The organism is Pseudomonas sp. HY13-MNA-CIBAN-0226 (assembly GCF_040310305.1).
Taxonomy (GTDB): Bacteria; Pseudomonadota; Gammaproteobacteria; order Pseudomonadales; family Pseudomonadaceae; genus Aquipseudomonas; species Aquipseudomonas gregormendelii.
The window spans coordinates 42599-62811 of the sequence record NZ_JBEOPS010000009.1 but is presented as its reverse complement, the minus strand read 5'-3'; the positions used below and the strand labels follow the sequence as shown (position 1 = coordinate 62811).

Annotated in this window: 20 protein-coding genes; 7 read left to right on the top strand and 13 right to left on the bottom strand. The window is 60.9% G+C overall.

Translation table 11 applies throughout. From position 1 onward, the window contains the following. Positions 1 to 75: 75 nt before the first annotated feature. The 4 genes from AAEZ05_RS11710 (at position 76) to AAEZ05_RS11695 (ending at position 3145) form a co-directional block, all read left to right on the top strand. On the top strand, positions 76 to 351 hold the full coding sequence (locus tag AAEZ05_RS11710; RefSeq protein ID WP_045062090.1) for a DUF493 domain-containing protein: 276 nt from the start codon (positions 76 to 78) through the stop codon (positions 349 to 351). After that, on the top strand, positions 351 to 998 hold the full coding sequence (lipB, locus tag AAEZ05_RS11705; protein ID WP_205893040.1) for a lipoyl(octanoyl) transferase LipB: 648 nt from the start codon (positions 351 to 353) through the stop codon (positions 996 to 998). Before AAEZ05_RS11710 ends, lipB begins: the two co-directional genes overlap by 1 nt. 1 nt (position 999) lies before the next feature. Beyond that, positions 1000 to 2022 (top strand): lipoyl synthase, encoded by a 1023-nt coding sequence (gene lipA, locus AAEZ05_RS11700; protein WP_045062088.1) that lies wholly within the window; start codon positions 1000 to 1002, stop codon positions 2020 to 2022. Between the two features lie 172 nt (positions 2023 to 2194). Next, the gene (locus AAEZ05_RS11695; protein ID WP_350647501.1) at positions 2195 to 3145 is read left to right on the top strand and encodes a S66 peptidase family protein; all 951 of its coding nucleotides are present in this window, start codon (positions 2195 to 2197) and stop codon (positions 3143 to 3145) included. Between the two features lie 117 nt (positions 3146 to 3262). Here the strand turns inward: AAEZ05_RS11695 and AAEZ05_RS11690 are convergent, their stop codons facing one another. The 4 genes from AAEZ05_RS11690 to leuS all read right to left on the bottom strand — a co-directional run bounded on the left by AAEZ05_RS11690 (position 3263) and on the right by leuS (position 9083). Beyond that, positions 3263 to 4585 carry a lytic murein transglycosylase gene (locus AAEZ05_RS11690; RefSeq protein WP_350647499.1) on the bottom strand — a complete coding sequence of 441 codons (1323 nt, stop codon included), beginning with the start codon at positions 4583 to 4585 and terminating at the stop codon, positions 3263 to 3265. Between the two features lie 121 nt (positions 4586 to 4706). Continuing rightward, entirely contained in the window at positions 4707 to 5744 is a 1038-nt protein-coding gene (gene holA, locus AAEZ05_RS11685) for a DNA polymerase III subunit delta (protein WP_045062085.1), read from the bottom strand. 39 nt (positions 5745 to 5783) lie between these two features. Further along, on the bottom strand, positions 5784 to 6389 hold the full coding sequence (locus AAEZ05_RS11680) for an LPS-assembly lipoprotein LptE (RefSeq protein WP_045062084.1): 606 nt from the start codon (positions 6387 to 6389) through the stop codon (positions 5784 to 5786). 87 nt (positions 6390 to 6476) lie between these two features. Further along, a complete protein-coding gene (gene leuS / locus AAEZ05_RS11675) occupies positions 6477 to 9083 on the bottom strand; it encodes a leucine--tRNA ligase (RefSeq protein ID WP_350647497.1) in 2607 nt (868 codons plus the stop codon). A gap of 279 nt (positions 9084 to 9362) precedes the next feature. Between leuS and AAEZ05_RS11670 the strand changes: the two genes are divergently transcribed. Then, complete coding sequence (locus AAEZ05_RS11670) at positions 9363 to 9683, top strand: hypothetical protein (protein WP_045062082.1); 321 nt, start codon at positions 9363 to 9365, stop codon at positions 9681 to 9683. A 106-nt stretch (positions 9684 to 9789) separates the two neighbouring features. Further along, positions 9790 to 10551: a YdcF family protein gene (locus tag AAEZ05_RS11665; protein WP_350647495.1), complete on the top strand. Its 762-nt coding sequence runs from the start codon at positions 9790 to 9792 to the stop codon at positions 10549 to 10551. An 85-nt stretch (positions 10552 to 10636) separates the two neighbouring features. Here AAEZ05_RS11665 and lnt read toward each other — a convergent pair whose 3' ends face one another. The 5 genes from lnt to miaB all read right to left on the bottom strand — a co-directional run bounded on the left by lnt (position 10637) and on the right by miaB (position 16062). Beyond that, positions 10637 to 12160, bottom strand: a complete 1524-nt coding sequence (gene lnt / locus AAEZ05_RS11660; protein ID WP_205893047.1) for an apolipoprotein N-acyltransferase — start codon at positions 12158 to 12160, stop codon at positions 10637 to 10639. 8 nt (positions 12161 to 12168) lie between these two features. Further along, a complete protein-coding gene (locus tag AAEZ05_RS11655) occupies positions 12169 to 13008 on the bottom strand; it encodes a CorC family transporter (RefSeq protein ID WP_045062079.1) in 840 nt (279 codons plus the stop codon). 5 nt (positions 13009 to 13013) lie between these two features. Next, a complete protein-coding gene (gene ybeY / locus AAEZ05_RS11650) occupies positions 13014 to 13508 on the bottom strand; it encodes an rRNA maturation RNase YbeY (protein WP_350647493.1) in 495 nt (164 codons plus the stop codon). Beyond that, the gene (locus tag AAEZ05_RS11645; protein ID WP_045062077.1) at positions 13501 to 14505 is read right to left on the bottom strand and encodes a PhoH family protein; all 1005 of its coding nucleotides are present in this window, start codon (positions 14503 to 14505) and stop codon (positions 13501 to 13503) included. The genes ybeY and AAEZ05_RS11645 overlap by 8 nt, the downstream gene beginning before the upstream one ends. Before the next feature lie 228 nt (positions 14506 to 14733). Further along, entirely contained in the window at positions 14734 to 16062 is a 1329-nt protein-coding gene (miaB, locus tag AAEZ05_RS11640; protein ID WP_177328596.1) for a tRNA (N6-isopentenyl adenosine(37)-C2)-methylthiotransferase MiaB, read from the bottom strand. Between the two features lie 135 nt (positions 16063 to 16197). On the opposite strand from miaB, the gene AAEZ05_RS11635 reads away from it, so the two are divergent. Beyond that, a complete protein-coding gene (locus AAEZ05_RS11635; RefSeq protein ID WP_045062075.1) occupies positions 16198 to 16527 on the top strand; it encodes a DUF1820 family protein in 330 nt (109 codons plus the stop codon). Between the two features lie 138 nt (positions 16528 to 16665). Here AAEZ05_RS11635 and AAEZ05_RS11630 read toward each other — a convergent pair whose 3' ends face one another. The 4 genes from AAEZ05_RS11630 to AAEZ05_RS11615 all read right to left on the bottom strand — a co-directional run bounded on the left by AAEZ05_RS11630 (position 16666) and on the right by AAEZ05_RS11615 (position 20207). Further along, positions 16666 to 17214 carry a tetratricopeptide repeat protein gene (locus tag AAEZ05_RS11630; RefSeq protein ID WP_045062074.1) on the bottom strand — a complete coding sequence of 183 codons (549 nt, stop codon included), beginning with the start codon at positions 17212 to 17214 and terminating at the stop codon, positions 16666 to 16668. A gap of 224 nt (positions 17215 to 17438) precedes the next feature. Then, a complete protein-coding gene (gene hemL, locus AAEZ05_RS11625; RefSeq protein WP_045062073.1) occupies positions 17439 to 18722 on the bottom strand; it encodes a glutamate-1-semialdehyde 2,1-aminomutase in 1284 nt (427 codons plus the stop codon). Between the two features lie 31 nt (positions 18723 to 18753). After that, positions 18754 to 19377, bottom strand: coding sequence for a thiamine phosphate synthase (thiE, locus tag AAEZ05_RS11620; RefSeq protein ID WP_350647490.1), 624 nt, complete (start codon positions 19375 to 19377; stop codon positions 18754 to 18756). 32 nt (positions 19378 to 19409) lie between these two features. Next, a complete protein-coding gene (locus tag AAEZ05_RS11615; protein ID WP_045062071.1) occupies positions 19410 to 20207 on the bottom strand; it encodes a hydroxymethylpyrimidine/phosphomethylpyrimidine kinase in 798 nt (265 codons plus the stop codon). Between the last annotated feature and the right edge of the window lie 6 nt (positions 20208 to 20213).

Here is a 20213-nt window from a genome sequence, read left to right as displayed (position 1 = left end):
CCTGCATGGCCCCGTTCCAATCCGGTGCGGGGCCATGTTCGTTACCACGGCTTACGCTTACGAGGCCGTTACGCCATGACCGATACCGAAGTAAAGGCGCCAAAGATCGAATTCCCCTGCGCGGATTATCCTATCAAGGTGATCGGCGATACCGGCGTAGGTTTCAAGGACAGGATCATCGCGATCCTTGAGAAGCACGCCACTGTTGACCTCAAGACGTTCGCCGAACGCCAGAGCACCAACGGCAAGTACACGACCATCCAGCTGCACATCATCGCTACCGGTCAAGAGCAGCTGTACGACATCAACAGCGAATTGCGCGCTACCGGTTTTGTGCACATGGTGCTGTGATGTCTGGCACGCTGGGCTTTCGCGAGCTTGGCCAGATGGCTTACGAGCCGGTCTGGCATGCCATGCAACGCTTTACCAACGAACGTGGCAGCAATGCCGCGGACGAGATCTGGCTGGTCGAGCACCCACCGGTGTTCACCCAGGGCCAGGCCGGCAAGGCTGAACATCTGCTGCTGCCGGGTGATATTCCGGTGGTGCAGGTCGACCGTGGTGGCCAGGTGACTTATCACGGCCCCGGCCAGTTGGTCGCCTACCTGTTGCTCGATGTACGCAAACTCGGTTTTGGTGTGCGTGACCTGGTCACCCGCATGGAGCATTGCCTGATCGAGCTGCTGGCGAGCTACGGCGTTATCGCTGCAGCCAAGCCGGATGCACCGGGTGTGTATGTAAACGGGGCAAAAATTGCCTCCCTGGGTTTGCGCATTCGCCACGGCTGTTCTTTTCATGGCCTGGCCCTGAACGTGGACATGAACCTGGAACCGTTTCGACGGATTAATCCCTGCGGCTACGCCGGGCTGGCGATGACCCAGCTGAGCGATCACGCAGGATCGATTGAATTTGCCGAGGTAAGTGCCCGGCTGCGCGCGCAGCTCGTCAAACACCTCGACTATGCTGAGCAGACGACCCTAACGGGCGGAATCGACTGATATGACTACTGATGCAGTGCAAACCATGATCCCGACGCTGGATGTTACCGAGCGTCCGGCCCCGCGTGCCAAGGTTGAAGCCGGCGTCAAGCTGCGCGGCGCCGAGAAGGTTGCACGCATCCCGGTAAAGATCATTCCGACCACCGAACTGCCAAAAAAGCCGGACTGGATCCGTGTGCGCATCCCGGTTTCCCCAGAAGTCGACCGCATCAAGGCGCTGCTGCGCAAACACAAGCTGCACAGCGTGTGCGAAGAGGCGTCCTGCCCGAACCTGGGCGAGTGCTTCTCCGGCGGCACGGCGACCTTCATGATCATGGGGGACATCTGCACCCGTCGTTGCCCGTTCTGCGACGTGGGCCATGGTCGTCCGAAGCCACTGGACGTCAATGAGCCGCAAAGCCTGGCCATCGCCATCGCTGATCTGAAACTCAAATACGTGGTGATCACCTCGGTTGACCGCGATGACCTGCGTGACGGCGGTGCCCAGCACTTCGCCGACTGCATCCGCGAAATTCGCAAGCTGTCGCCAAATGTGCAGCTCGAAACCCTGGTCCCGGATTACCGTGGACGCATGGACGTGGCGCTGGAAATCACTGTGGCTGAGCCGCCTGATGTGTTCAACCACAACCTGGAAACCGTGCCGCGCCTGTACAAGGCTGCGCGTCCGGGCTCGGACTACCAGTGGTCGCTGACCCTGCTGCAACGCTTCAAGCAGATGATGCCGCACATTCCGACCAAGTCCGGCCTGATGCTGGGGCTGGGTGAAACCGATGAAGAAGTCATCGAAGTGATGAAGCGCATGCGCGAACATGACATCGACATGCTGACCCTGGGCCAGTACCTGCAACCGTCGCGCAGCCACTTGCCAGTCCAGCGCTTCGTGCACCCGGACACCTTCGCCTGGTTCGCCGAGGAAGGTTACAAGATGGGCTTCAAGAACGTCGCATCCGGCCCGCTGGTTCGCTCTTCGTATCACGCTGACGAGCAGGCCAAGCTGGTCAAGGCCGAGCTGATGTCGTCCTGATCAACTGCTGGTAAAACAGCCCGCAAGGCCTGTCCGGCTTGCGGGCTGTTTTTTGCCTGGCCTAAGGCACACCGCGATTTTTTCCTGCAGTTGGAGGGCGCTGTCCCTCTTCTGTTTGTGCCCGTTCCTGACTACTGTGGTGCAAGACGCCTTCACACCGGGAGATTCATGGATGACCGTTAAACCAACCCACGTTCTCAGCCCGCACGCTCCTGTCCCGGCGCTGCCTGCCGAGGGCCTGATCGGCGTCATCGCTCCCGCCGGCCCTGCGCCTCTGGACACCGACAAAGCCACCGCCTGGATGCGTGCTCGCGGGTATGCGCTGCGGATTTTTCCCGGGGTCTACGAGAAGGAGGGTTACCTTGCCGGCAGCGACGAAAGGCGGCTGGCGGATTTGCACGCCGCGTTTGCCGATCCGCAAGTCGATGCGATCATTTGCTTGCGTGGCGGTTACGGCACCCCGCGCTTGCTCGATCGCATTGATTTCGACCTGTTGCGCAACAATGCCAAGCCATTCATTGGCTACAGCGACATCACCGCGCTGCACCTGGCGATCAGTCGATACGCGGGGTTCGTGACCTTTCACGGGCCGCTGCTCAATGCCGACCTGCTGGGTGACCGGAAGCGGCCGACCGAGTCCTCGTTTTTCAACATGCTTAGAGGGCAGGTGAAGGCGGGGAGTGTACTGACTCACCCGGTGGCCTACCCCTTGATCACGATCGAGCCAGGCATTGCCCACGGGCGCTTGCTCGGCGGCAACTTGTCGATGATCGCGGCCGTCATGGGCACGCCCTACGCGATCGATGCCGAGGGCGTCATCCTGTTTATCGAGGACATCAACGAGCCGCTGTACCGTATTGACCGGCTGCTGACGCACCTGCGCCTGGCGGGCACGCTGGCCCAGCTGCGCGGGGTATTGGTTGGCGATGTGGCGGGGGTGGAGACGGCTGCGCTTGAGCGGTTGCTCAAGCAGACTTTCGAGCCTTTACGCATTCCGGTACTGGCCGGTTGGCGCAGCGGGCATTGTGATCCGAACCTGACGCTGCCGATGGGGGCGTTGGTGAAGCTCGATGCGGGGGGCAAGGCGTTGGTGTTGGAGCAGGATGTTGTAATCAAGTCTTAGATCATCACGGACTGATAGTCAGTCATCGCGGGCAAGCCCGCTCCCACAAGTACCAGGTTGAATGCGAATGTTGCGTACGCCCTGGATCCTGTGGGAGCGGGCTTGCCCGCGAAGCTTTTAGCGGTTACGCAGGCCTTCCAGCAACTTGTGCGTCGGATACCCATCCGCCGGCCAGCCAAACGACTGTTGGGCACTGCGTATCGCCTTGCGCGTATTGGCGCCTATGATCCCGTCGGCGGTGCCCGCGTCGTAGTTCTGTGCACTCAGCAGGCTTTGCAATTCAATGCGCTCGGTACGACTCAGCGGCATGTCATCTTTGGGCCAGGTACCACTGATCAGGCCACCACCGCTGAACCGTTCCGACAGCAGGCTGACGGCCAGGGCGTAGGACGACGAGTTGTTGTACTTGAGAATCGCGCGGAAGTTATCCAGCACCAGGAAGGCCGGGCCACGGTAACCTGCCGGCAGCAGCAGGGCGGCAGACAGGTGCTCTGAGCCTGCTGGAACCTGGGCACCACCGGGCAGGGTTACGCCCAGCTGCCGCCATTCGGCGACACTCTTGCGCAGCGTGCCGTCTGCCAGGACGTAGTTGAAACCGGTCGGCAGCTGAACTTCAAAGCCCCAGGGCTGGCCTTTCTGCCATCCCGAGCTTTGCAGGTAGTGCGCGGTGGAGGCCAGCGCGTCGGCGGAGCTGCCCCAGATGTCACGGCGCCCGTCGCCATCGAAGTCCACGGCGTGGGTGTTGTAGGTCGTCGGGATGAACTGGGTCTGGCCCATGGCCCCGGCCCAGGAACCAAGCATTTTCTCGGGTTCGATATCACCCTGTTGCAGGATTTGCAGCGCGGCGATCAACTGCGCCTGGGCGAAGCCCGGACGGCGGCCTTCGTAGGCCAGGGTTGCCAGGGAGTTGATGACCGATTTACTGCCCTGGAACTGCCCGAAGTTGCTCTCCATGCCCCAGACCGACACCAGTACCTGCCGGTCAACGCCATAGCGCTGCTCGATGCTTTGCAGGATGTCGGCGTACTGGCTGACCAGCGCCTGGCCCTTGCGCACCCGCAGGGGCGAAAGCGCGCCATCGAGGTATTCCCACACCGGGCGGGAAAACTCCGGCTGGCTGCGGTCGGCGCGAATGACACTGGGGTCCAGGCTGACATTGGCGAACGTGCGATCGAACAGATCGGCACGGATCCCGGCGGCGAGTGCTTCCTTGCGGAAACCGGCCTGCCAGTCGGCAAACGTCTGCGTGGGCTGGAGGTCAAGATTTTCACCGGTCGGGACAACCGGCGGAATGACCGCAGGGGCTGTTGCGACAGGGAGGGTCTGGAGCGGTTGAGCGTCGGCGGCGGTGGGTTTTTCCGCGCAAGCGACAAGCATAACGAGGCTGGAGGCAGCTAGCAGTTGGCGCAGGGGCCAACGACGGGAAAGACTAAGGGGCATGCACAGGTCCAGGGAAAAACGAGTCAGGTGCAGACCTTAACATGTTGAGCGGTTGCTTGCCTTTCAGGACGCCCGAAAGTAACAACCCGTAGGAGCTGCCGAAGGCTGCGATCTTTTGATCTTATTCCGCAGGCAACGACAATCTCTGCCCAGCCATCAACAACGATAACCGACTCAAACTCATCCATGGCGAGCCCGCTGCCTGACCTTTGATCTGCGCATCAATACGCTGCGCTTCGAGCAACAACTGCGCCCAGCGTTGCGCCGAGTAGCGTTGCAGGGCCTTGCTCATGAGCGGTTTGCGCTTGTCCCAGACCGGTGGTCGGGCTGAGCTGAATGCCTTGTCCAGTGGTACGCCCTGGCTGTATTGCAGCGACAGGTTGGCGAGCAAACGCAGCTCCCGCGCCAGGGCCCAGAGAATGACCGGTGGCTCGACGCCTTCACCGCGCAGGCCTTCAAGCATTCGCAGTGCGTGGGCCGCTTCGCCGTTGAGAATCGCATCGGTCAGGCCAAAAACGTCGAAACGCGCGCTGTCGGCCACCGCCGCTTGCACGGTTTCCACCGTGATCTGCCCACCCTCGGCCATCAGCTTGAGCTTTTCGATTTCCTGGGCGGCAGCCAGCAGGTTGCCTTCGACCCTTGCGGCAATCAGTTCGACCGCGTCCTGGCTGGCGGAGAGCCCGGCCTGCGACAGACGCTGGCGGATCCAGCTGGGCAGCTGGTTGGCATCCACCGGCCAGATCTGCACGAACTGGGTGTGCTGGCCTTCGACCAACGCCTTGCCCCACTTGGTTTTCTGTGCGCTGCCGTCCAGCTTGGGCAGGCTGATCAGCAGTACTGTGTCTTCGGCAGGTCGCGAGCAATATTCGATGAAAGCGGCAGCGCCCTTGTCGCCGGGTTTACCCGACGGCAGGCGCAGTTCAAGCAAGCGTTTTTCAGCGAACAACGACATGCTGGCACCTGCTTGCAGCAAGGTGCCCCAGTCGAAACTGGCGTCGGCGGCGAATACCTGGCGCTCATCAAACCCCTGTTGGCGAGCCGCAGCGCGGATGGCGTCGGCGGCTTCCTGGCACAGCAGCGGGTCGTCGCCGCTGATGATGTAGACCGGCGCGAGGTTGCCTTGCAGGTGTTTGGCGAGTTGGGCGGGGGCGAGTTTCATGGGAAAGGGGGAGCGGGGCGCCTGGGCGCCCCGCAGGTCTTACTGCTGCGGCAGTTCAACGGGCGATTGACGTGGCGTCTCCGCCTCGGCTTTCTGCGCCGCTTCCATGGCGGCGGCCTCAGCCTGGGCCTTGGCGTCAGCAGTCTGCTGCATCTTATCCAATTGGGCCGGGGTGAGTTGTTGCAGGCGCAACATCATGCGCTGGACCAGATCGCGACGGATTTCCTTGCGCGCATCATCGGCTTCCAGCTCGGAGCCCACCAGGTTGTTGCCGTCGTGGATGAACACCTTCTGCACTTCGATCTTGTCGCTCAGCAGCTCGCGATCACGCTGGCCACGGATATCGTACTCAAGCACGGTCGTCAGCTGGTACTCGCCAGTACGGCCGGCACCTGCATAGCTGAGAGTGCGCTGGCTCTCCTGCTCGTTGGTCAGGATCAGCTTGTACGGCGCGCCGGCGATAACCTTGACGCCGCTGCTTTCGAGCACCTGGCGCATCTGGGTCACGGTAGGGCCGTAGGCATTACGTGCGCTCAGGTCGAGTTCCTTGATCGCCAGCTCAGTCGTACCAGTACCACGCAGCTGGAAACCGCAGGCGCTCAACAGGACCGCAAGGCCCATCACCAGCAAATTGCGTTTGATCATCTTGTTGTTCCCCTTGAAACCAGGTGGGCCGACTGTGCGGCCCGAAAGGTTTTACTCGGCGCCAGGCTCACCTGGCGCCTGGTCCAATTAGCTGGCGACGATATTGACCAGTTTCCCGGGCACTACGATCACTTTACGAATAGTCAGGCCGTCAACGAAGCGCAGCACGTTCTCGTTGGTGCGGGCAGCGGCTTCGACTTCTTCGCGAGTCGCGCTGGCCGGCATTTCGATCTGCCCACGCAATTTGCCGTTGACCTGGATAACCAGCGTCAGGGTGTCCTGCACCAGCGCGGTTTCGTCCAGCACCGGCCAGCCGGCGTCGATCACCGCATCCGGGTGACCGAGCTGATTCCACAGCTCGTGGCAGATGTGCGGAGTGATTGGAGCCAGCAGCAGGGTCACGGCTTCCAGGCCTTCCTGCACCAGGGCGCGATCCTGCTCGGTCACTTGCGGGGCTTTTTCCAACACGTTCATCAGTGTCATCACCTGGGCGATGGCGGTGTTGAATTTGTGGTTCTGGCCGACGTCGTGGCTGGCCTGCTTGATAGCCAGGTGGATCGAGCGGCGAATGGCCTTCTGCTCGTCGTTCAGGCCGGCGACGTCCAGTTTGCCCGGCAAGCCTTGAATGACATGGCCTTGAGCCAGGCGCCAGACGCGCTTGAGGAAGCGATGCGAGCCTTCCACGCCAGAGTCGGACCATTCCGCGCTCATGTCGGGTGGCGAGGCGAACATCATGAACAGGCGGCAGGTGTCTGCGCCGAACTGGTCGATCATCGACTGTGGGTCGACGCCGTTGTTCTTCGACTTGGCCATCTTCTCGGTGCCACCGATTTCCACCGGCAGGCCATCGGCGATCAGCTTGGCGCTGATAACCTTGGCCTTGCTGTCGCGCTCGAGTTCGACGTCCGCCGGGTTGAACCAGGTGTAGGCACCATTGGCTTCGCGACGATAGTAAGTCTCGGCGATCACCATGCCCTGGGTCAGCAGGTTCTTGAACGGTTCGTTGGAGCTCACCAGGCCTTCATCACGCATCAACTTGTGGAAGAAGCGCGCGTACAGCAGGTGAAGGATGGCGTGCTCGATGCCGCCGATGTACTGATCCACCGGCAACCAGTGGTCAGCGGCGGATTTCTCCACCAGGCCGCCTTCATAGTGCGGCGAGGCGTAGCGGGCGTAGTACCACGAGGACTCGACGAAGGTGTCCATGGTGTCGGTTTCGCGCTTGGCCGGCTGGCCGCATTTCGGGCAGTTGCACTCGTAGAACTCGGGCATGCGCGCCAGAGGTGAACCTGCACCATCCGGGACCACGTCTTCGGGCAATACGACAGGCAGTTGATCTTCCGGAACCGGCACGTCACCACAAGACTGGCAGTGGATGATCGGGATCGGGCAGCCCCAGTAGCGCTGACGGCTGATGCCCCAGTCGCGCAGGCGGAACTGGGTGCGCGAGGCACCGAGGTTTTTCTTGATCAGCGCGACTTCGATGGCGTCAAACGCGCCCGGGAAGTCCAGGCCGTCGAACTCGCCGGAGTTGATCAGCATGCCGTGCTCGCCGTAGGCGTCCTGCCATGGCGCCGGGTTGGTGTCGCCGGAACTGGTGCGCACCACGGACTTGATAGGCAGGTTGTACTTGGTCGCGAACTCGAAATCACGTTCGTCGTGGGCCGGAACAGCCATGACCGCACCGTCGCCGTAGTGCATCAGCACGTAGTTGGCGACCCATACCGGGAGTTTCTCACCGGTCAGCGGGTGCTCGACGAACAACGAGGTCGGCAGGCCTTTTTTCTCCTGGGTGGCGACGTCGGCTTCGGCCACGCTGCCGCCTTTGCATTCGGCGATGAACGCCTGCAGTTCAGGGTTGTTCTGTGCCGCCAGGGTCGCCAGCGGGTGTTCGGCGGCCACGGCCACGTAGGTGGCGCCCATCAGGGTGTCCGGACGGGTGGTGAAGACTTTCAACGCGCCGGTTTCGCCGATGGAGTCGACGTTGTAAGGGAACTGCACTTCCATGCCGCGGGATTTGCCGATCCAGTTGCGCTGCATGGTCTTGACCTGTTCAGGCCAGCCAGTCAGCTCGTCGAGGCTCTCGAGCAGTTCATCCGCGTAGGCGGTGATCTTGAAGTAATACATCGGGATTTCGCGTTTTTCGATCAGCGCGCCGGAACGCCAGCCGCGACCGTCGATCACCTGTTCGTTGGCCAGGACGGTCTGGTCGACCGGGTCCCAGTTCACGGTGCCGCTTTTCTTGTAGATCACGCCTTTTTCGAACAGGCGGGTGAACAGCCATTGTTCCCAGCGGTAGTAATCGGGCTTGCAGGTAGTCACTTCACGCGACCAGTCCACCGCCAGGCCCAGGCTGCGCAGCTGGTTCTTCATGTAGGCGATGTTTTCGTAGGTCCACTTGGCGGGAGCCACGTTGTTCTTCATCGCGGCGTTTTCCGCCGGCATGCCGAAGGCGTCCCAACCCATGGGTTGCAGGACGTTCTTGCCTTGCATGCGCTGGTAGCGGGAGATCACGTCGCCGATGGTGTAGTTGCGCACGTGCCCCATGTGTAGCTTGCCGCTAGGGTAAGGGAACATCGACAGGCAGTAGAAAGTCTCCTTGCCTGGCTGTTCACTGACTTCAAAGGACTTTTGCTCGTCCCAGAATGACTGGGCGGCGGCTTCGATTTCACGGGGCTGATATTGTTCGTGCATGGCTACTTTTGAACTGAATAGGGGTGGCCTAATCCTCTTCGTTGCAATGCTGGACGGTGAACGCGCCAATTCGACGTTTCGCTGTCCAGGCGAGCTGGAAGTGGAGTTACAGGAAGCGCCGTAGCATACATGACCGCGCTCTGCCGAGGGAAACCCTGATTGCACGCAGGCGCCGCCCGATTTGCCCGGCGAGGGCCGTTGGTCGCGGCGCTTAGCCGGTTTGGTGATGGAAGCTAAGCTCTAAATGGGGAGCAAGACTTATCTTCAATGAGGTGAGGGATGGTTGAGTCACAGCAAAAAGTCACGAAACCGCAGCTGTATGAACGACTGATCGATCGTCTGGGGATCGCCCTGGACGCTGCTAAAACCGCTGACCGGCTGCGCGATGAGCGCCCCCTCGAGTTGGAACTGCGTGGCCTGAGCCCCGCAGAATTTGCCTTGGTAAAAGCGTATCTGGACCGCAGTGAACGTGAAACACACGGATGCCTGTCAGAAGCAGTGAAGCAGCTTGACGCACCGCGCTCGGCCAAAATCATCTGGCTCAAGGACAAGGTACCTGGCAGGGACGCGGTAAAGGTCCGGTCGCTGCAATTCAAATAAATAAGGCTCCGGCCGTATTTCAGGCAATGAAGCAGTCTAGTCCTTTCGATTTAGTTGTCGCATTGCGTCAACCCTCTTAGGCTTCGGGCATCTCTGGAGATGCTCGATGCCTTTTCGTTATTTCGTGAAACAACTTCTCTTGCCGCCCGGCATCCTGTTGCTTTTGCTGGCCCTTGGCTGGTGGCTGCGCCGCACCCGGCCACGACTGGCTGGCCTGTGCTTTGCGTTGGGCCTGGGGGGCTTCTGGCTGATGAGCCTGCCGATTGTCGTGCAATGGAGTGCCAATGCCCTGGAACGCGTGCCGCCGCTGGCACGTGAAGAGTGGGCGACACTTGGCCAGCGTGCCGATGCCATCGTGGTTCTGGGTTCAGGGCGCGAGCGTGGTGACCCGGCATGGGGCGCCGATCAGCCGACAGGTATCGGGCTGGAGCGGCAACGTTATGCCGCGCGCCTGGCCAAGGCGTCGGGGTTGCCGGTGCTGACCAGTGGCGGCTTGCATTACGGCACCCCACCTTCCGAAGCCAGGTTGATGGCGGATTCGATGCTGGACGATTTCGGGGTGACCGTACGCTGGCAGGAAGGACTCAGCCGCACGACCTGGGAGAACGCGCAGATGAGCGCCAGCATGTTGCTGCCCCAGGGGATCAAGCGCGTGGTGCTGGTAACCCAGGCGGCCCACATGCCGCGGGCGGTCTGGAGTTTCCAGAAAGCCGGATTCGAGGTGGTGCCTGCGCCGGTGGGGTTTCTCGGTGGGGATAACGCGCGACCGCTGGGCGGCTGGATGCCGGAGTTCAAGTCGATCTGGCAGAGCGGGCAGTTGATGAACGAGGCGGTAGGACAGGTGGGGTATTCGTTGTTTTACCGTTGAAGATCAAAAGATCGCAGCGGCGTGTCACCCGGTAGGAGCTGTCGAGTGAAACGAGGCTGCGATCTTTTAAGGCATCACAATTAAATTAAACGGTCTTGGCCATCCGGTTCGCCACCAGGGCCCAGCCAAACAACAACACACACACCACGATCAACGGCCACGAACGCCATTGCAGGTACGGCGTCAGGTTATGCATCGGCACCACTTCGCCATACAGGATGCCGCGCTCGAACTGCGGAATCTGTGCGGTGATCTGGCCGAATGGGTTGATCAGCCCGGTGACGCCATTGTTGGTCGCGCGAATCATCCAGCGACCGGCCTCCAGTGCGCGCATCTGCGCCATCTGCAAGTGTTGCAGCGGGCCGATGGACGTACCAAACCAGGTGTCGTTGCTGATCGTCAGCAGCAGGTCGCTGCGCGCCGACAGGTCGGCGGCGAAGTCTGGATACACCACTTCGTAGCAAATGAACGGCGCAATCTGATAACCCTTGGCTTGCAGCAGTGGCTGATCGGCCGGGCCGCGTGCGAAGTCGGACATCGGCAGGTCGAAGAACGCGATCAACCCGCGCAGGATGTCCTGCAGCGGCACGTATTCACCGAACGGGACGAGTTTCTGCTTGAGGTAGGTCCCGTCGCCTTCACCGACCACGGTAATGCCGTTGTAAAAGCGTTTCTGGTGGTGAACTTCCTGACGGATCGGCACGCCGGTAATCAGCGCAGAATCACGCTCGGCCGCGAACTTGCCCATCATGTTCAGGTAGCCTTCGGCGGATTCCTTGAGTACCGGAACCGCGGTTTCCGGCCAGATCAGCAGGTCGACCCGCTTGGAGCTGAGGCTCATGTCGCGATACAGGGCAAGCTGAGCGTTCAGCTGCGCCGGGTCCCACTTCATGCTCTGTTCGACGTTACCCTGGATCGCGGCAACACTCAGCGGCGCCCCCGAGGGGCTGGTCCAGGCGTGTTCCTTCAGCGCAATGCCTGCCACCCACGGGCCGGCCAGCAGTAATACGCCCACCGCCATGAAACCTTTGTGTCCAGTGCGGACCAGGCGCAGGCCGTTACAGATAAGCGCCGCCGTGAGGGCCAGGGCAAAGGAGATCAGCCACATCCCGCCCACAGGCGCGAGCCCGGCCAGAGGCCCGTCGAGCTGGCTGTAACCGGAGTAGAGCCACGGGAAACCGGTGAGGAACCAGCCCCGGAAGGCTTCCTGGGCGACCCACAACGCGGCGAATGCCAGGGCGTCAGCCAGCGGCGCCTCATTACGGCGCAGCCAGCGCGCCCAGATCCACGCGGGCAGCGCGAAGAACCAGGCGATCGCCGCCGTGAAGATCAGCATCAGGAACCCGGCCAGCAGCACCGAGGCGCCACCGAAGTGGTGGATGCTGTAATAGATCCAGCTGGTACCGGCACCGAACAGGCCAAAACCGAAGCACCAGCCACGGCCCAAGGCCTGGCGTGGAGTCAGTTGGCGTAAGCCGGCGTAGAAAAAGCCGACCGCCAGCAATGCCAGCGGCCAGATATCGAACGGCGCCAGGGCCAGGGTGGTGAGTGCACCGGCCGCCACGGCCAGCAGGTTACCGGGCCAGCCGGGGGCGGTCAGACGGCGCATTTCAATCCTTAGCGAGCAATGGGTGTCAGGCGCAGCAAGTGAATTCGACGGCTGTCGGCGTTCAGGATGCGGAAGCGGTAAGGGCCGATTTCAGTGATTTCGTTGCGTTTTGGCAAGTGCCCGAACGCGCTCATCACCAGGCCGCCGACGGTGTCGAACTCGTCATCGGAGAACTCGCTGTCGAAGAACTCGTTGAAGTTCTCGATCGGCGTCAGGGCCTTGATCAGGAAGTCACCGCTGGGCAGTGGCTTGATGTAGCTGTCTTCTTCGACGTCGTGCTCGTCTTCGATGTCGCCAACGATCTGTTCCAGCACGTCTTCGATGGTCACCAGGCCCGCGACACCGCCGTATTCGTCGATCACGATGGCCATGTGATTGTGGTTGGCGCGGAATTCGCGCAGCAGCACATTAAGGCGCTTGGACTCCGGCACGAAAGTGGCCGGGCGCAGCAGATCCTTGATGTTGAAGCTGTCGCCGTTCTCCTTGAGGATCAACGGGAGCAGGTCCTTGGCCAGCAACACGCCCATCACGTCATCGTGGCTTTCGCCGATCACCGGGTAGCGGGAGTGGGCCGAATCGACCACGGCAGGCAGGAACTCGCGGGGTGTCTGGGTCGCCTTGATGCTGATCATCTGCGAGCGCGGGACCATGATGTCCCGTACCTGCAGGTCAGCGACCTGGATGGCGCCTTCGACAATGGCCAGCGCTTCGCTGTCCAGCAACTTGTTCTGGTGGGCATCACGCAAAAGCTCGAGGAGCTCCTGGCGGTTTTTCGGCTCGTGGGCAAAAGCCTGGGTGAGCTTACCCAGCCATGACTTCTGCCCGTTGCTCGATCGATCTTCGCTCATAGCGATTACTCTGAATCCTTTGTTGTAACGATAGGGGATGTTTGTGTTTCGTCGTCCGCGTACGGGTCCGGATGACCCAACTCGGCAAGCAACGTTCGTTCCAGCGCTTCCATTTCTTCGGCTTCGTCGTCATCTATATGGTCGTAACCCAACAGATGCAAGCAGCCATGAATCACCAGATGCGCCCAGTGGGCCTTTAGTTCCTTGCCTTGTTCAGCGGCCTCGCGCTCGACCACCGCCACGCAGATCACCAGATCGCCCAGCAGCGGTATATCGAGGAACTCGTCAGGCACGTCAGCCGGAAACGACAGCACGTTGGTGGCATAGTCTTTCTGCCGCCAGGTGTGGTTCAGCTCGCGCGCCTCTTCCTGGTCAACCAGGCGAATGGTCATTTCGGAATCGGCAGTGCGTTGGCGCAGGGCCAGCTCGCACCATTGGCGGAACTCGGCTTCGCTGGGAACAGGCGCCTTGGTAGCCAGCTGCAGATCAAGCTCAAGCATCGCGGCGGCTGTCCTTCGGTGCTTCGTCGGCCACACGGTTTTCAAAGCGCTCGTAGGCTTCGACGATGCGTTGCACCAGCGGATGGCGCACGACGTCCTTGGGCATGAAATGGGTAAAACTGATGCCTGGCACGTCCTTGAGCACCTCGATCACGTGGTGCAGCCCGGATTTGGTGCCCTTTGGCAGGTCGACCTGGGTGATGTCACCGGTGATGACTGCCGTGGAGCCGAAGCCGATCCGGGTCAGGAACATCTTCATCTGCTCGACGGTGGTGTTCTGGCTTTCGTCGAGGATGATGAAGCTGTTATTGAGCGTGCGGCCACGCATGTAGGCCAGCGGTGCGACTTCGATTACCTGGCGTTCGATCAGCTTGGCCACGTATTCGAAGCCGAGCATTTCGTACAGCGCGTCGTACAGCGGGCGCAGGTAAGGGTCGATCTTCTGCGACAGGTCGCCGGGCAGGAAACCGAGCTTTTCGCCCGCTTCAACCGCCGGACGAACCAGCAGGATGCGGCGGATTTGCTCCCGTTCCAGCGCATCTACTGCGCAAGCAACGGCCAGGTAAGTCTTGCCGGTACCGGCGGGGCCGATGCCGAAGTTGATGTCGTTGCCGAGGATTTCCTTCACGTAGCGCAACTGATTCAAGCCGCGAGGGCGAATCATGCCTTTTTTGGTGCGCAGGGCGACGGACGGTTCGGACGGGGACACGTTATCCAGCTCTGTGACGGCCGATTCCTGCAGGAACAGGTGGACCATGTCTGGCGACAGCTCGGTACCCTTGGTTTCCCGGTACAGGCGGCGCAGCAGGTTTTCCGCGGAGGTGGTGTGTTTAGGGTCGCCGATCAGCTCGAACTGGTTCCCGCGGTTGCGGATCTCGATTGTCAGGCGCTGTTCGATCAAGCGCAGGTGCTCGTCGAATTGCCCGCACAGATTGGCGAAGCGGCGAGCCTCAAAGGGCTCGAGGATAAAGCGATGTGGTTCGATAGGTGCGTTCAAGGTCGTATTTAGCCGCCCTGGGGCAATTAGGATGAAATCAAGGATAACGCCAGTGGGCTGGGTGCGAAAGCTCTTAAATGGATGAGCTCATTCTTATGATCAACTCGGTCCACTGTGGGAGCTGGCTTGCCAGCGATGAGGCCATCAAGTCCAGCGAAGATGTTGCCAGTTACGCCGCTATCGCTGGCAAGCCAGCTCCCACAAAGTCTTCAATGCCTCGGATATTTGCTACTGGATCAACGAGCCCCGCAGTGAGTGCGGCTGGGCGGCATCGATGTGCACGTCGGCAAACTGGCCAATCAGGGTTGGATTGTCGCAACGGAAGTTGACGATACGATTATTCTCGGTGCGGCCTTGCAGTTCGCCAGGGTCCTTTTTCGAATAATCGGTGACCAGGATCCGCTGGATCGAACCGACCATTTGTCGGCTGATTTCGAAACCTTGCTGGTTCAGGCGATGTTGCAAAGCGTTCAGGCGCTCTTTTTTCAACGCTTCCGGCGTCTCGTCCGCCAGGTCGGCTGCCGGGGTGCCCGGGCGCTGGCTATAGACGAACGAGTAGGAGAAGTCGAAACCGACGTCCTCGATCAGCTTCATGGTCTGCTCGAAATCTTTTTCGGTTTCGCCCGGGAAACCGACGATAAAGTCCGAACTGATGCAAATTCCCGGAACGGCTGCACGCAATTTGCGCAGCTTGGATTTGTACTCCAGCGCCGTGTGGTTGCGCTTCATCGCCGAAAGAATCCGATCGGAACCTGACTGAACCGGCAAATGCAGGTGTTTGACCAGTTGCGGTACTTCGGCGTGGGCCTGGATCAGGCTGTCGGAGAACTCCAGCGGGTGTGAAGTGGTGTAGCGGATGCGGTCGATGCCATCGACAGCCGCAACTACGCGGATCAGCTCGGCCAGGTCGGCCAGGCGTCCGTCGTGAGTGGCGCCACGATAGCCGTTGACGTTCTGGCCCAGCAGGGTCACCTCACGCACGCCATTTTCGGCCAGGTGGATGATCTCGGCGATCACGTCGTCGAACGGGCGGCTGACTTCTTCGCCGCGGGTGTAAGGCACCACGCAGAAAGTGCAGTACTTGCTGCACCCTTCCATGACCGACACGTAGGCGCTTGGGCCGTCGATGCGCGGCTCGGGCAGGTGGTCGAATTTTTCGATTTCCGGAAAGGAGACGTCGACTTGCGGCAACTTGGTGGCACGCGCGGCGTCGATCATTTCTGGCAGGCGGTGCAATGTCTGTGGTCCGAACACTACGTCGACATAGGGCGCGCGGTCGCGAATGGCCGCACCTTCCTGGCTCGCCACGCAACCGCCCACGGCGATCACCATGTCCGGGTTGGCCAGTTTCAATTCGCGCCAGCGGCCGAGCTGGGAGTACACCCGGTCCTGGGCACGTTCGCGGATCGAGCAGGTATTGAGCAGGATCACGTCGGCATCTTCAGCGCGAGCAGTGACTTCCAGGGCCTGGTGTTCACCCAGTAAGTCGACCATGCGCGAGCTGTCGTACTCGTTCATCTGGCAACCGTGGGTTTCGATGTAAAGCTTCTTGGCCATGGACAGAGTCATCACGTGATTCAAAGAACCGCGCATTATAGGGAACATGGTCCCATGTTCCTACCGCTGTGCGTCCGGCGGCTATGCTATAGTTCGCGCCCTCATTTTTATCCCCCGATGTGTTGCTCGCCCACCATGACCAAACGTGAAGCTCCAATCTACAAGGTGATTTTCCTCAACCAGGGCCAGGTGTACGAAATGTATGCCAAACAGATCTACCAAAGTGATCTGTGGGGTTTCCTGGAAGTGGAAGAATTCGTCTTTGGCGAGCGCACGCAAGTGGTCGTCGATCCGAGCGAAGAGAAGCTCAAGGCTCAGTTCGAGGGTGTGGTACGCAGTTTTGTGCCGATGCATTCGATTGTGCGCATCGATGAAGTCGAGCGCCTGGGTACGCCAAAAATCAGCGAAGCCCGTGGCGCGGTCGGCAATGTGATGCCGTTTCCGATGCCGATGCCGGACAAGTAAGCCTTCGAGACCGCGTCGACCTTATCGCTGGCAAGCCAGCTCCCACAGTAGATCTGCGGCGTTCACATTATTTGTGAACGACAGCGCTCCTGTGGGAGCTGGCTTGCCAGCGATGGGGTCGTCAGATAGAAGCAAAAATCAGGGAAGTGGCGAAAACGGCGTTCGCCCATCCGCGCTTTGCAATTCCATCAAGTACTTGCGGAAAATCTGCCCGAGCACCTGAGTGGCCACCTCAAGCTCTTCACGCGGCATCTTCTCGGCCACCTCGTCGGCAGTGTCCAGCGCATCCTCCGCGCCATTGACCGCCGCCATCTTCAGCACGATATACGCCTGGACATTGTTGGCCGGCACACCTTCGCCGTGGAAGAACATGGTGCCGAGCTTGAATTGCGCCTGGGCGTGGCCTTGCAGTGAGGCTTTTTCGAAGTAGCTCAGGGCTTGATTGAGGTCGCGCGGCGCATTTTTGCCGTCGTAGTAGAACTCACCCAACTCGTATTGCGCCTGTGCATCCCCTTCATCCGAGGCTTTCTGGCAGGCAGCAAGCGCCTGGGCCAAGTCCTGCGGCTGAGTATTGAGGGTGCAGCGACCCATCGCTGGGATTAACAACGAGTTGCCGCCTGCTTGTACAAGCAAGGGCTGAAGGAGCAACAGGCAGCCCAGTGCAAGGGCGCGGCCGGTGCGGTTCATGGGAATCGACTTACCTCTGAAGGGCGCGCGGACCCATCGAGGGGATCCAATAAGCGCGCATTATGAAATAAGCAGGGCCATCCTTACAAAGTCTTTACTCGTTTTTCTGCTGCGAGGGAAATATATAACCCACTTTGCGGGAAAAACCTGGCAGATGAGCAGGAAAAGGGGCGCGGATGCAGGGAATACTGACGCTGGCAATCGCCAACGTCAGCGGCACGGCATTACTTCAAGGCAGCGAATGCACGTTCAGCGGCATCCAGCGTCAGTTTCAACTCGGCTTCGCCATGGGCGATGGAGGTGAAACCGGCTTCGAATGCGCTTGGCGCCAGGTACACGCCGCCTTCGAGCATCAGGTGGAAGAAACGCCCGAACAGTTTGGCATCGCTGGCCATTACGTCGTCGAAGGTCACGATGTCATCGGCACCACTGAAGTACAGGCCGAACATGCCGCCGGCCTGGGTGGTCACGAACGGGATACCGGCTGCATCGGCGCGTTGTTGCAGGCCATCGAGCAGGCGACTGGTGTAGTCGGTCAACTCGGCATGGAAGCCAGGACGGCTGATCAGGCGCAAGGTGGTCAGGCCCGCCGCCATTGCCAGCGGGTTACCCGACAGCGTACCGGCCTGGTAAACAGGCCCCAGTGGTGCAATGTGCGACATGATTTCACGCTTGCCGCCGAAGCAGCCAACCGGCATGCCACCACCAATGATCTTGCCGAAGGTGGTCAGGTCCGGGTTCACGCCGTAATGCGCTTGTGCACCGCCCAGTGCCACGCGGAAACCGGTCATCACTTCGTCGAAAATCAGCACCACGCCGTGCTTGTCGCACAGGGTCCGCAGGCCTTCGAGAAAGCCCGGTGCCGGAGGAACGCAGTTCATGTTGCCGGCCACCGGCTCGACGATGATGCACGCGACGTCCTGGCCCACTTCAGCCAGCATGGTTTCGACGGCGTCGATGTCGTTGAAGGGCAAAGTCAGCGTGTGTTTGGCAAATGCCGCCGGTACACCTGCCGAACTCGGCACGCCTTGGGTCAGGGCGCCGGAACCGGCCTTGACCAGCAGGCTGTCGGAGTGACCGTGATAGCAGCCTTCGAACTTGATGATGCTGTCGCGACCGGTAAAGCCGCGGGCCAGGCGAATGGCACTCATGGTCGCTTCGGTGCCGGAGCTGACCATGCGCACCATTTCCATTGAAGGCACGAGCGAGCACACCAGATCCGCCATCTGGGTTTCCATCTCGGTCGGTGCGCCATAGGACAGGCCGTGCTCAAGCTGCTTGCGCACGGCGTCCAGAACGTCCGGGTGGCTGTGGCCGAGGATCATCGGGCCCCACGAGCCGACGTAATCAACGTAGCGCTTATTGTCTTCGTCGGTGACGTAGGCCCCTTCAGCGTGTTTGAAAAACAGCGGCGTACCGCCAACGCTCTTGAACGCGCGCACTGGCGAGTTCACACCGCCGGGGATGTGTTTCTGGGCATTGGCAAATAGCGTTTCGGAACGAGACATGATCGGACTCTCAAATCAGATTTTAAGCGACTTAAATGGAAAGCAGTTCGTTGAATGCGCGGGCGCGGCGTGTGACTTCAGTCGTGCTTTGGGCGCCAAACAGGCCGTGGACCACCGCCAGCAGATCGACCCCGTGGGCCACCAGCGGCTCCGCGTTTTCCAGGGTGATGCCACCGATTGCGCAGATCGGCAAATGCAATGTGCTGCGAGCCTGATCCAGCAGTTCGAGGCTGCAGGTCGGCGCGCCGGGTTTGGTGCTGGAATTGAAGAAGCGACCGAAGGCAACGTAACTGGCGCCTTCTTTGGCGGCCTGCTCGGCAAGGTTGATCTGCGCGTGGCAGGTCGAACCGATGATCGCCTGGCGGCCCAGCAATGCGCGGGCCGGGGTCAGCGGGCCGTCGGTCTGGCCGAGGTGTACGCCAACGTTCAGGCGCGCAGCCAGCTCGGCATCGTCATTGATGATCAGCCGGGTCTTGTAGCGGTCGCACAGATCCCGCAGGGTTTCGGCCTCGCGCAGGCGCCGCGCTTCGTCCGTACTCTTGTCGCGGTACTGCAGCAGGGTGACGCCACCTTCCAGCGCCGCCTCCACGTACGAGAGGAATTTACCGGCCAGCAACTGGCTGTCGGTGATGGCGTAAAGGCCACGTAGTTTCATCGGACAAGCCTCACCGCATGACTAATGGGAAGTTACGAACAGAAATCCAGCGGCAGGCGGCGTGGCACAAATTGACCTTTACCCAGCTGCTCGGCATCACGCAGGGTGCGCCATGTGTAGTTAAGCGCGGTCTGCACAGCACTGACGAGGTTTTCACCCTGCGCCAGACGACCGGCCAGGGCGCTGGCCAGGGTGCAGCCGGAACCGTGGTAACTGCCGGGCAAACGCTGGCAGGTGAAGGTTTCGCGGCGACCGTCGCGTGTGTACAGGCGGTTGTGAATTTCCTGCTCGTCGCCGTGACCGCCGGTGATCAGCAGATGCTTGACGTAGGGCAGCAGTTTTTCCGCGCATTGGTCTGCCGTGCCTTCGGGGAGCTCGGCGAGGATGCGCGCTTCGGGCAGGTTGGGGGTGGCAATGATCGCCAGTGGGAGCAGGCGTTCGCGCATCGCGTAGCCGACTTCGTCCTTGCCCAGGCGTCCGCCGCCGCCCGCACGCAGTACCGGGTCGCAAACCATCGGCAAGTGCGGATGCGCCTGCAGCAGCTCGACCACGGTGTCGACCATTTCCAGCGAACCGAGCATGCCCAGCTTGACGGCGGCGACTTCGGAATCGTTAAGCACGGCGTTGGCCTGGGCCAGTACCCACGCTCGGTCGAGTACGCGGAAATCAGTGACGTTGACCGTGTCTTGCACAGTCAGCGCGGTGACGGCCGGAGCCGCATGACAACCCTGGGCGAGCAGGGCTTCGATATCTGCCTGCAAGCCGGCGCCACCACTTGGGTCGTGGCCGGAGAGACAGAGGACAACGGGGCGGGAGCTGTAGATATTCATGGTGCG

What these genes read in the sequence shown, in the direction of transcription:
- thiE (WP_350647490.1), bottom strand. Translation starts at nt 19,377, where the DNA reads ATGAAACTACGTGGCCTTTACGCCATCACCGACAGCCAGTTGCTGGCC.
- AAEZ05_RS11695 (WP_350647501.1), top strand. Translation starts at nt 2,195, where the DNA reads ATGACCGTTAAACCAACCCACGTTCTCAGCCCGCACGCTCCTGTCCCG.
- holA (WP_045062085.1), bottom strand. Translation starts at nt 5,744, where the DNA reads ATGAAACTCGCCCCCGCCCAACTCGCCAAACACCTGCAAGGCAACCTC.
- AAEZ05_RS11655 (WP_045062079.1), bottom strand. Translation starts at nt 13,008, where the DNA reads ATGAGCGAAGATCGATCGAGCAACGGGCAGAAGTCATGGCTGGGTAAG.
- AAEZ05_RS11630 (WP_045062074.1), bottom strand. Translation starts at nt 17,214, where the DNA reads ATGAACCGCACCGGCCGCGCCCTTGCACTGGGCTGCCTGTTGCTCCTT.
- AAEZ05_RS11665 (WP_350647495.1), top strand. Translation starts at nt 9,790, where the DNA reads ATGCCTTTTCGTTATTTCGTGAAACAACTTCTCTTGCCGCCCGGCATC.
- AAEZ05_RS11635 (WP_045062075.1), top strand. Translation starts at nt 16,198, where the DNA reads ATGACCAAACGTGAAGCTCCAATCTACAAGGTGATTTTCCTCAACCAG.
- leuS (WP_350647497.1), bottom strand. Translation starts at nt 9,083, where the DNA reads ATGCACGAACAATATCAGCCCCGTGAAATCGAAGCCGCCGCCCAGTCA.
- ybeY (WP_350647493.1), bottom strand. Translation starts at nt 13,508, where the DNA reads ATGCTTGAGCTTGATCTGCAGCTGGCTACCAAGGCGCCTGTTCCCAGC.
- lnt (WP_205893047.1), bottom strand. Translation starts at nt 12,160, where the DNA reads ATGCGCCGTCTGACCGCCCCCGGCTGGCCCGGTAACCTGCTGGCCGTG.
- AAEZ05_RS11615 (WP_045062071.1), bottom strand. Translation starts at nt 20,207, where the DNA reads ATGAATATCTACAGCTCCCGCCCCGTTGTCCTCTGTCTCTCCGGCCAC.
- AAEZ05_RS11670 (WP_045062082.1), top strand. Translation starts at nt 9,363, where the DNA reads ATGGTTGAGTCACAGCAAAAAGTCACGAAACCGCAGCTGTATGAACGA.
- lipB (WP_205893040.1), top strand. Translation starts at nt 351, where the DNA reads ATGTCTGGCACGCTGGGCTTTCGCGAGCTTGGCCAGATGGCTTACGAG.
- AAEZ05_RS11690 (WP_350647499.1), bottom strand. Translation starts at nt 4,585, where the DNA reads ATGCCCCTTAGTCTTTCCCGTCGTTGGCCCCTGCGCCAACTGCTAGCT.
- hemL (WP_045062073.1), bottom strand. Translation starts at nt 18,722, where the DNA reads ATGTCTCGTTCCGAAACGCTATTTGCCAATGCCCAGAAACACATCCCC.
- lipA (WP_045062088.1), top strand. Translation starts at nt 1,000, where the DNA reads ATGACTACTGATGCAGTGCAAACCATGATCCCGACGCTGGATGTTACC.
- AAEZ05_RS11680 (WP_045062084.1), bottom strand. Translation starts at nt 6,389, where the DNA reads ATGATCAAACGCAATTTGCTGGTGATGGGCCTTGCGGTCCTGTTGAGC.
- AAEZ05_RS11710 (WP_045062090.1), top strand. Translation starts at nt 76, where the DNA reads ATGACCGATACCGAAGTAAAGGCGCCAAAGATCGAATTCCCCTGCGCG.
- miaB (WP_177328596.1), bottom strand. Translation starts at nt 16,062, where the DNA reads ATGGCCAAGAAGCTTTACATCGAAACCCACGGTTGCCAGATGAACGAG.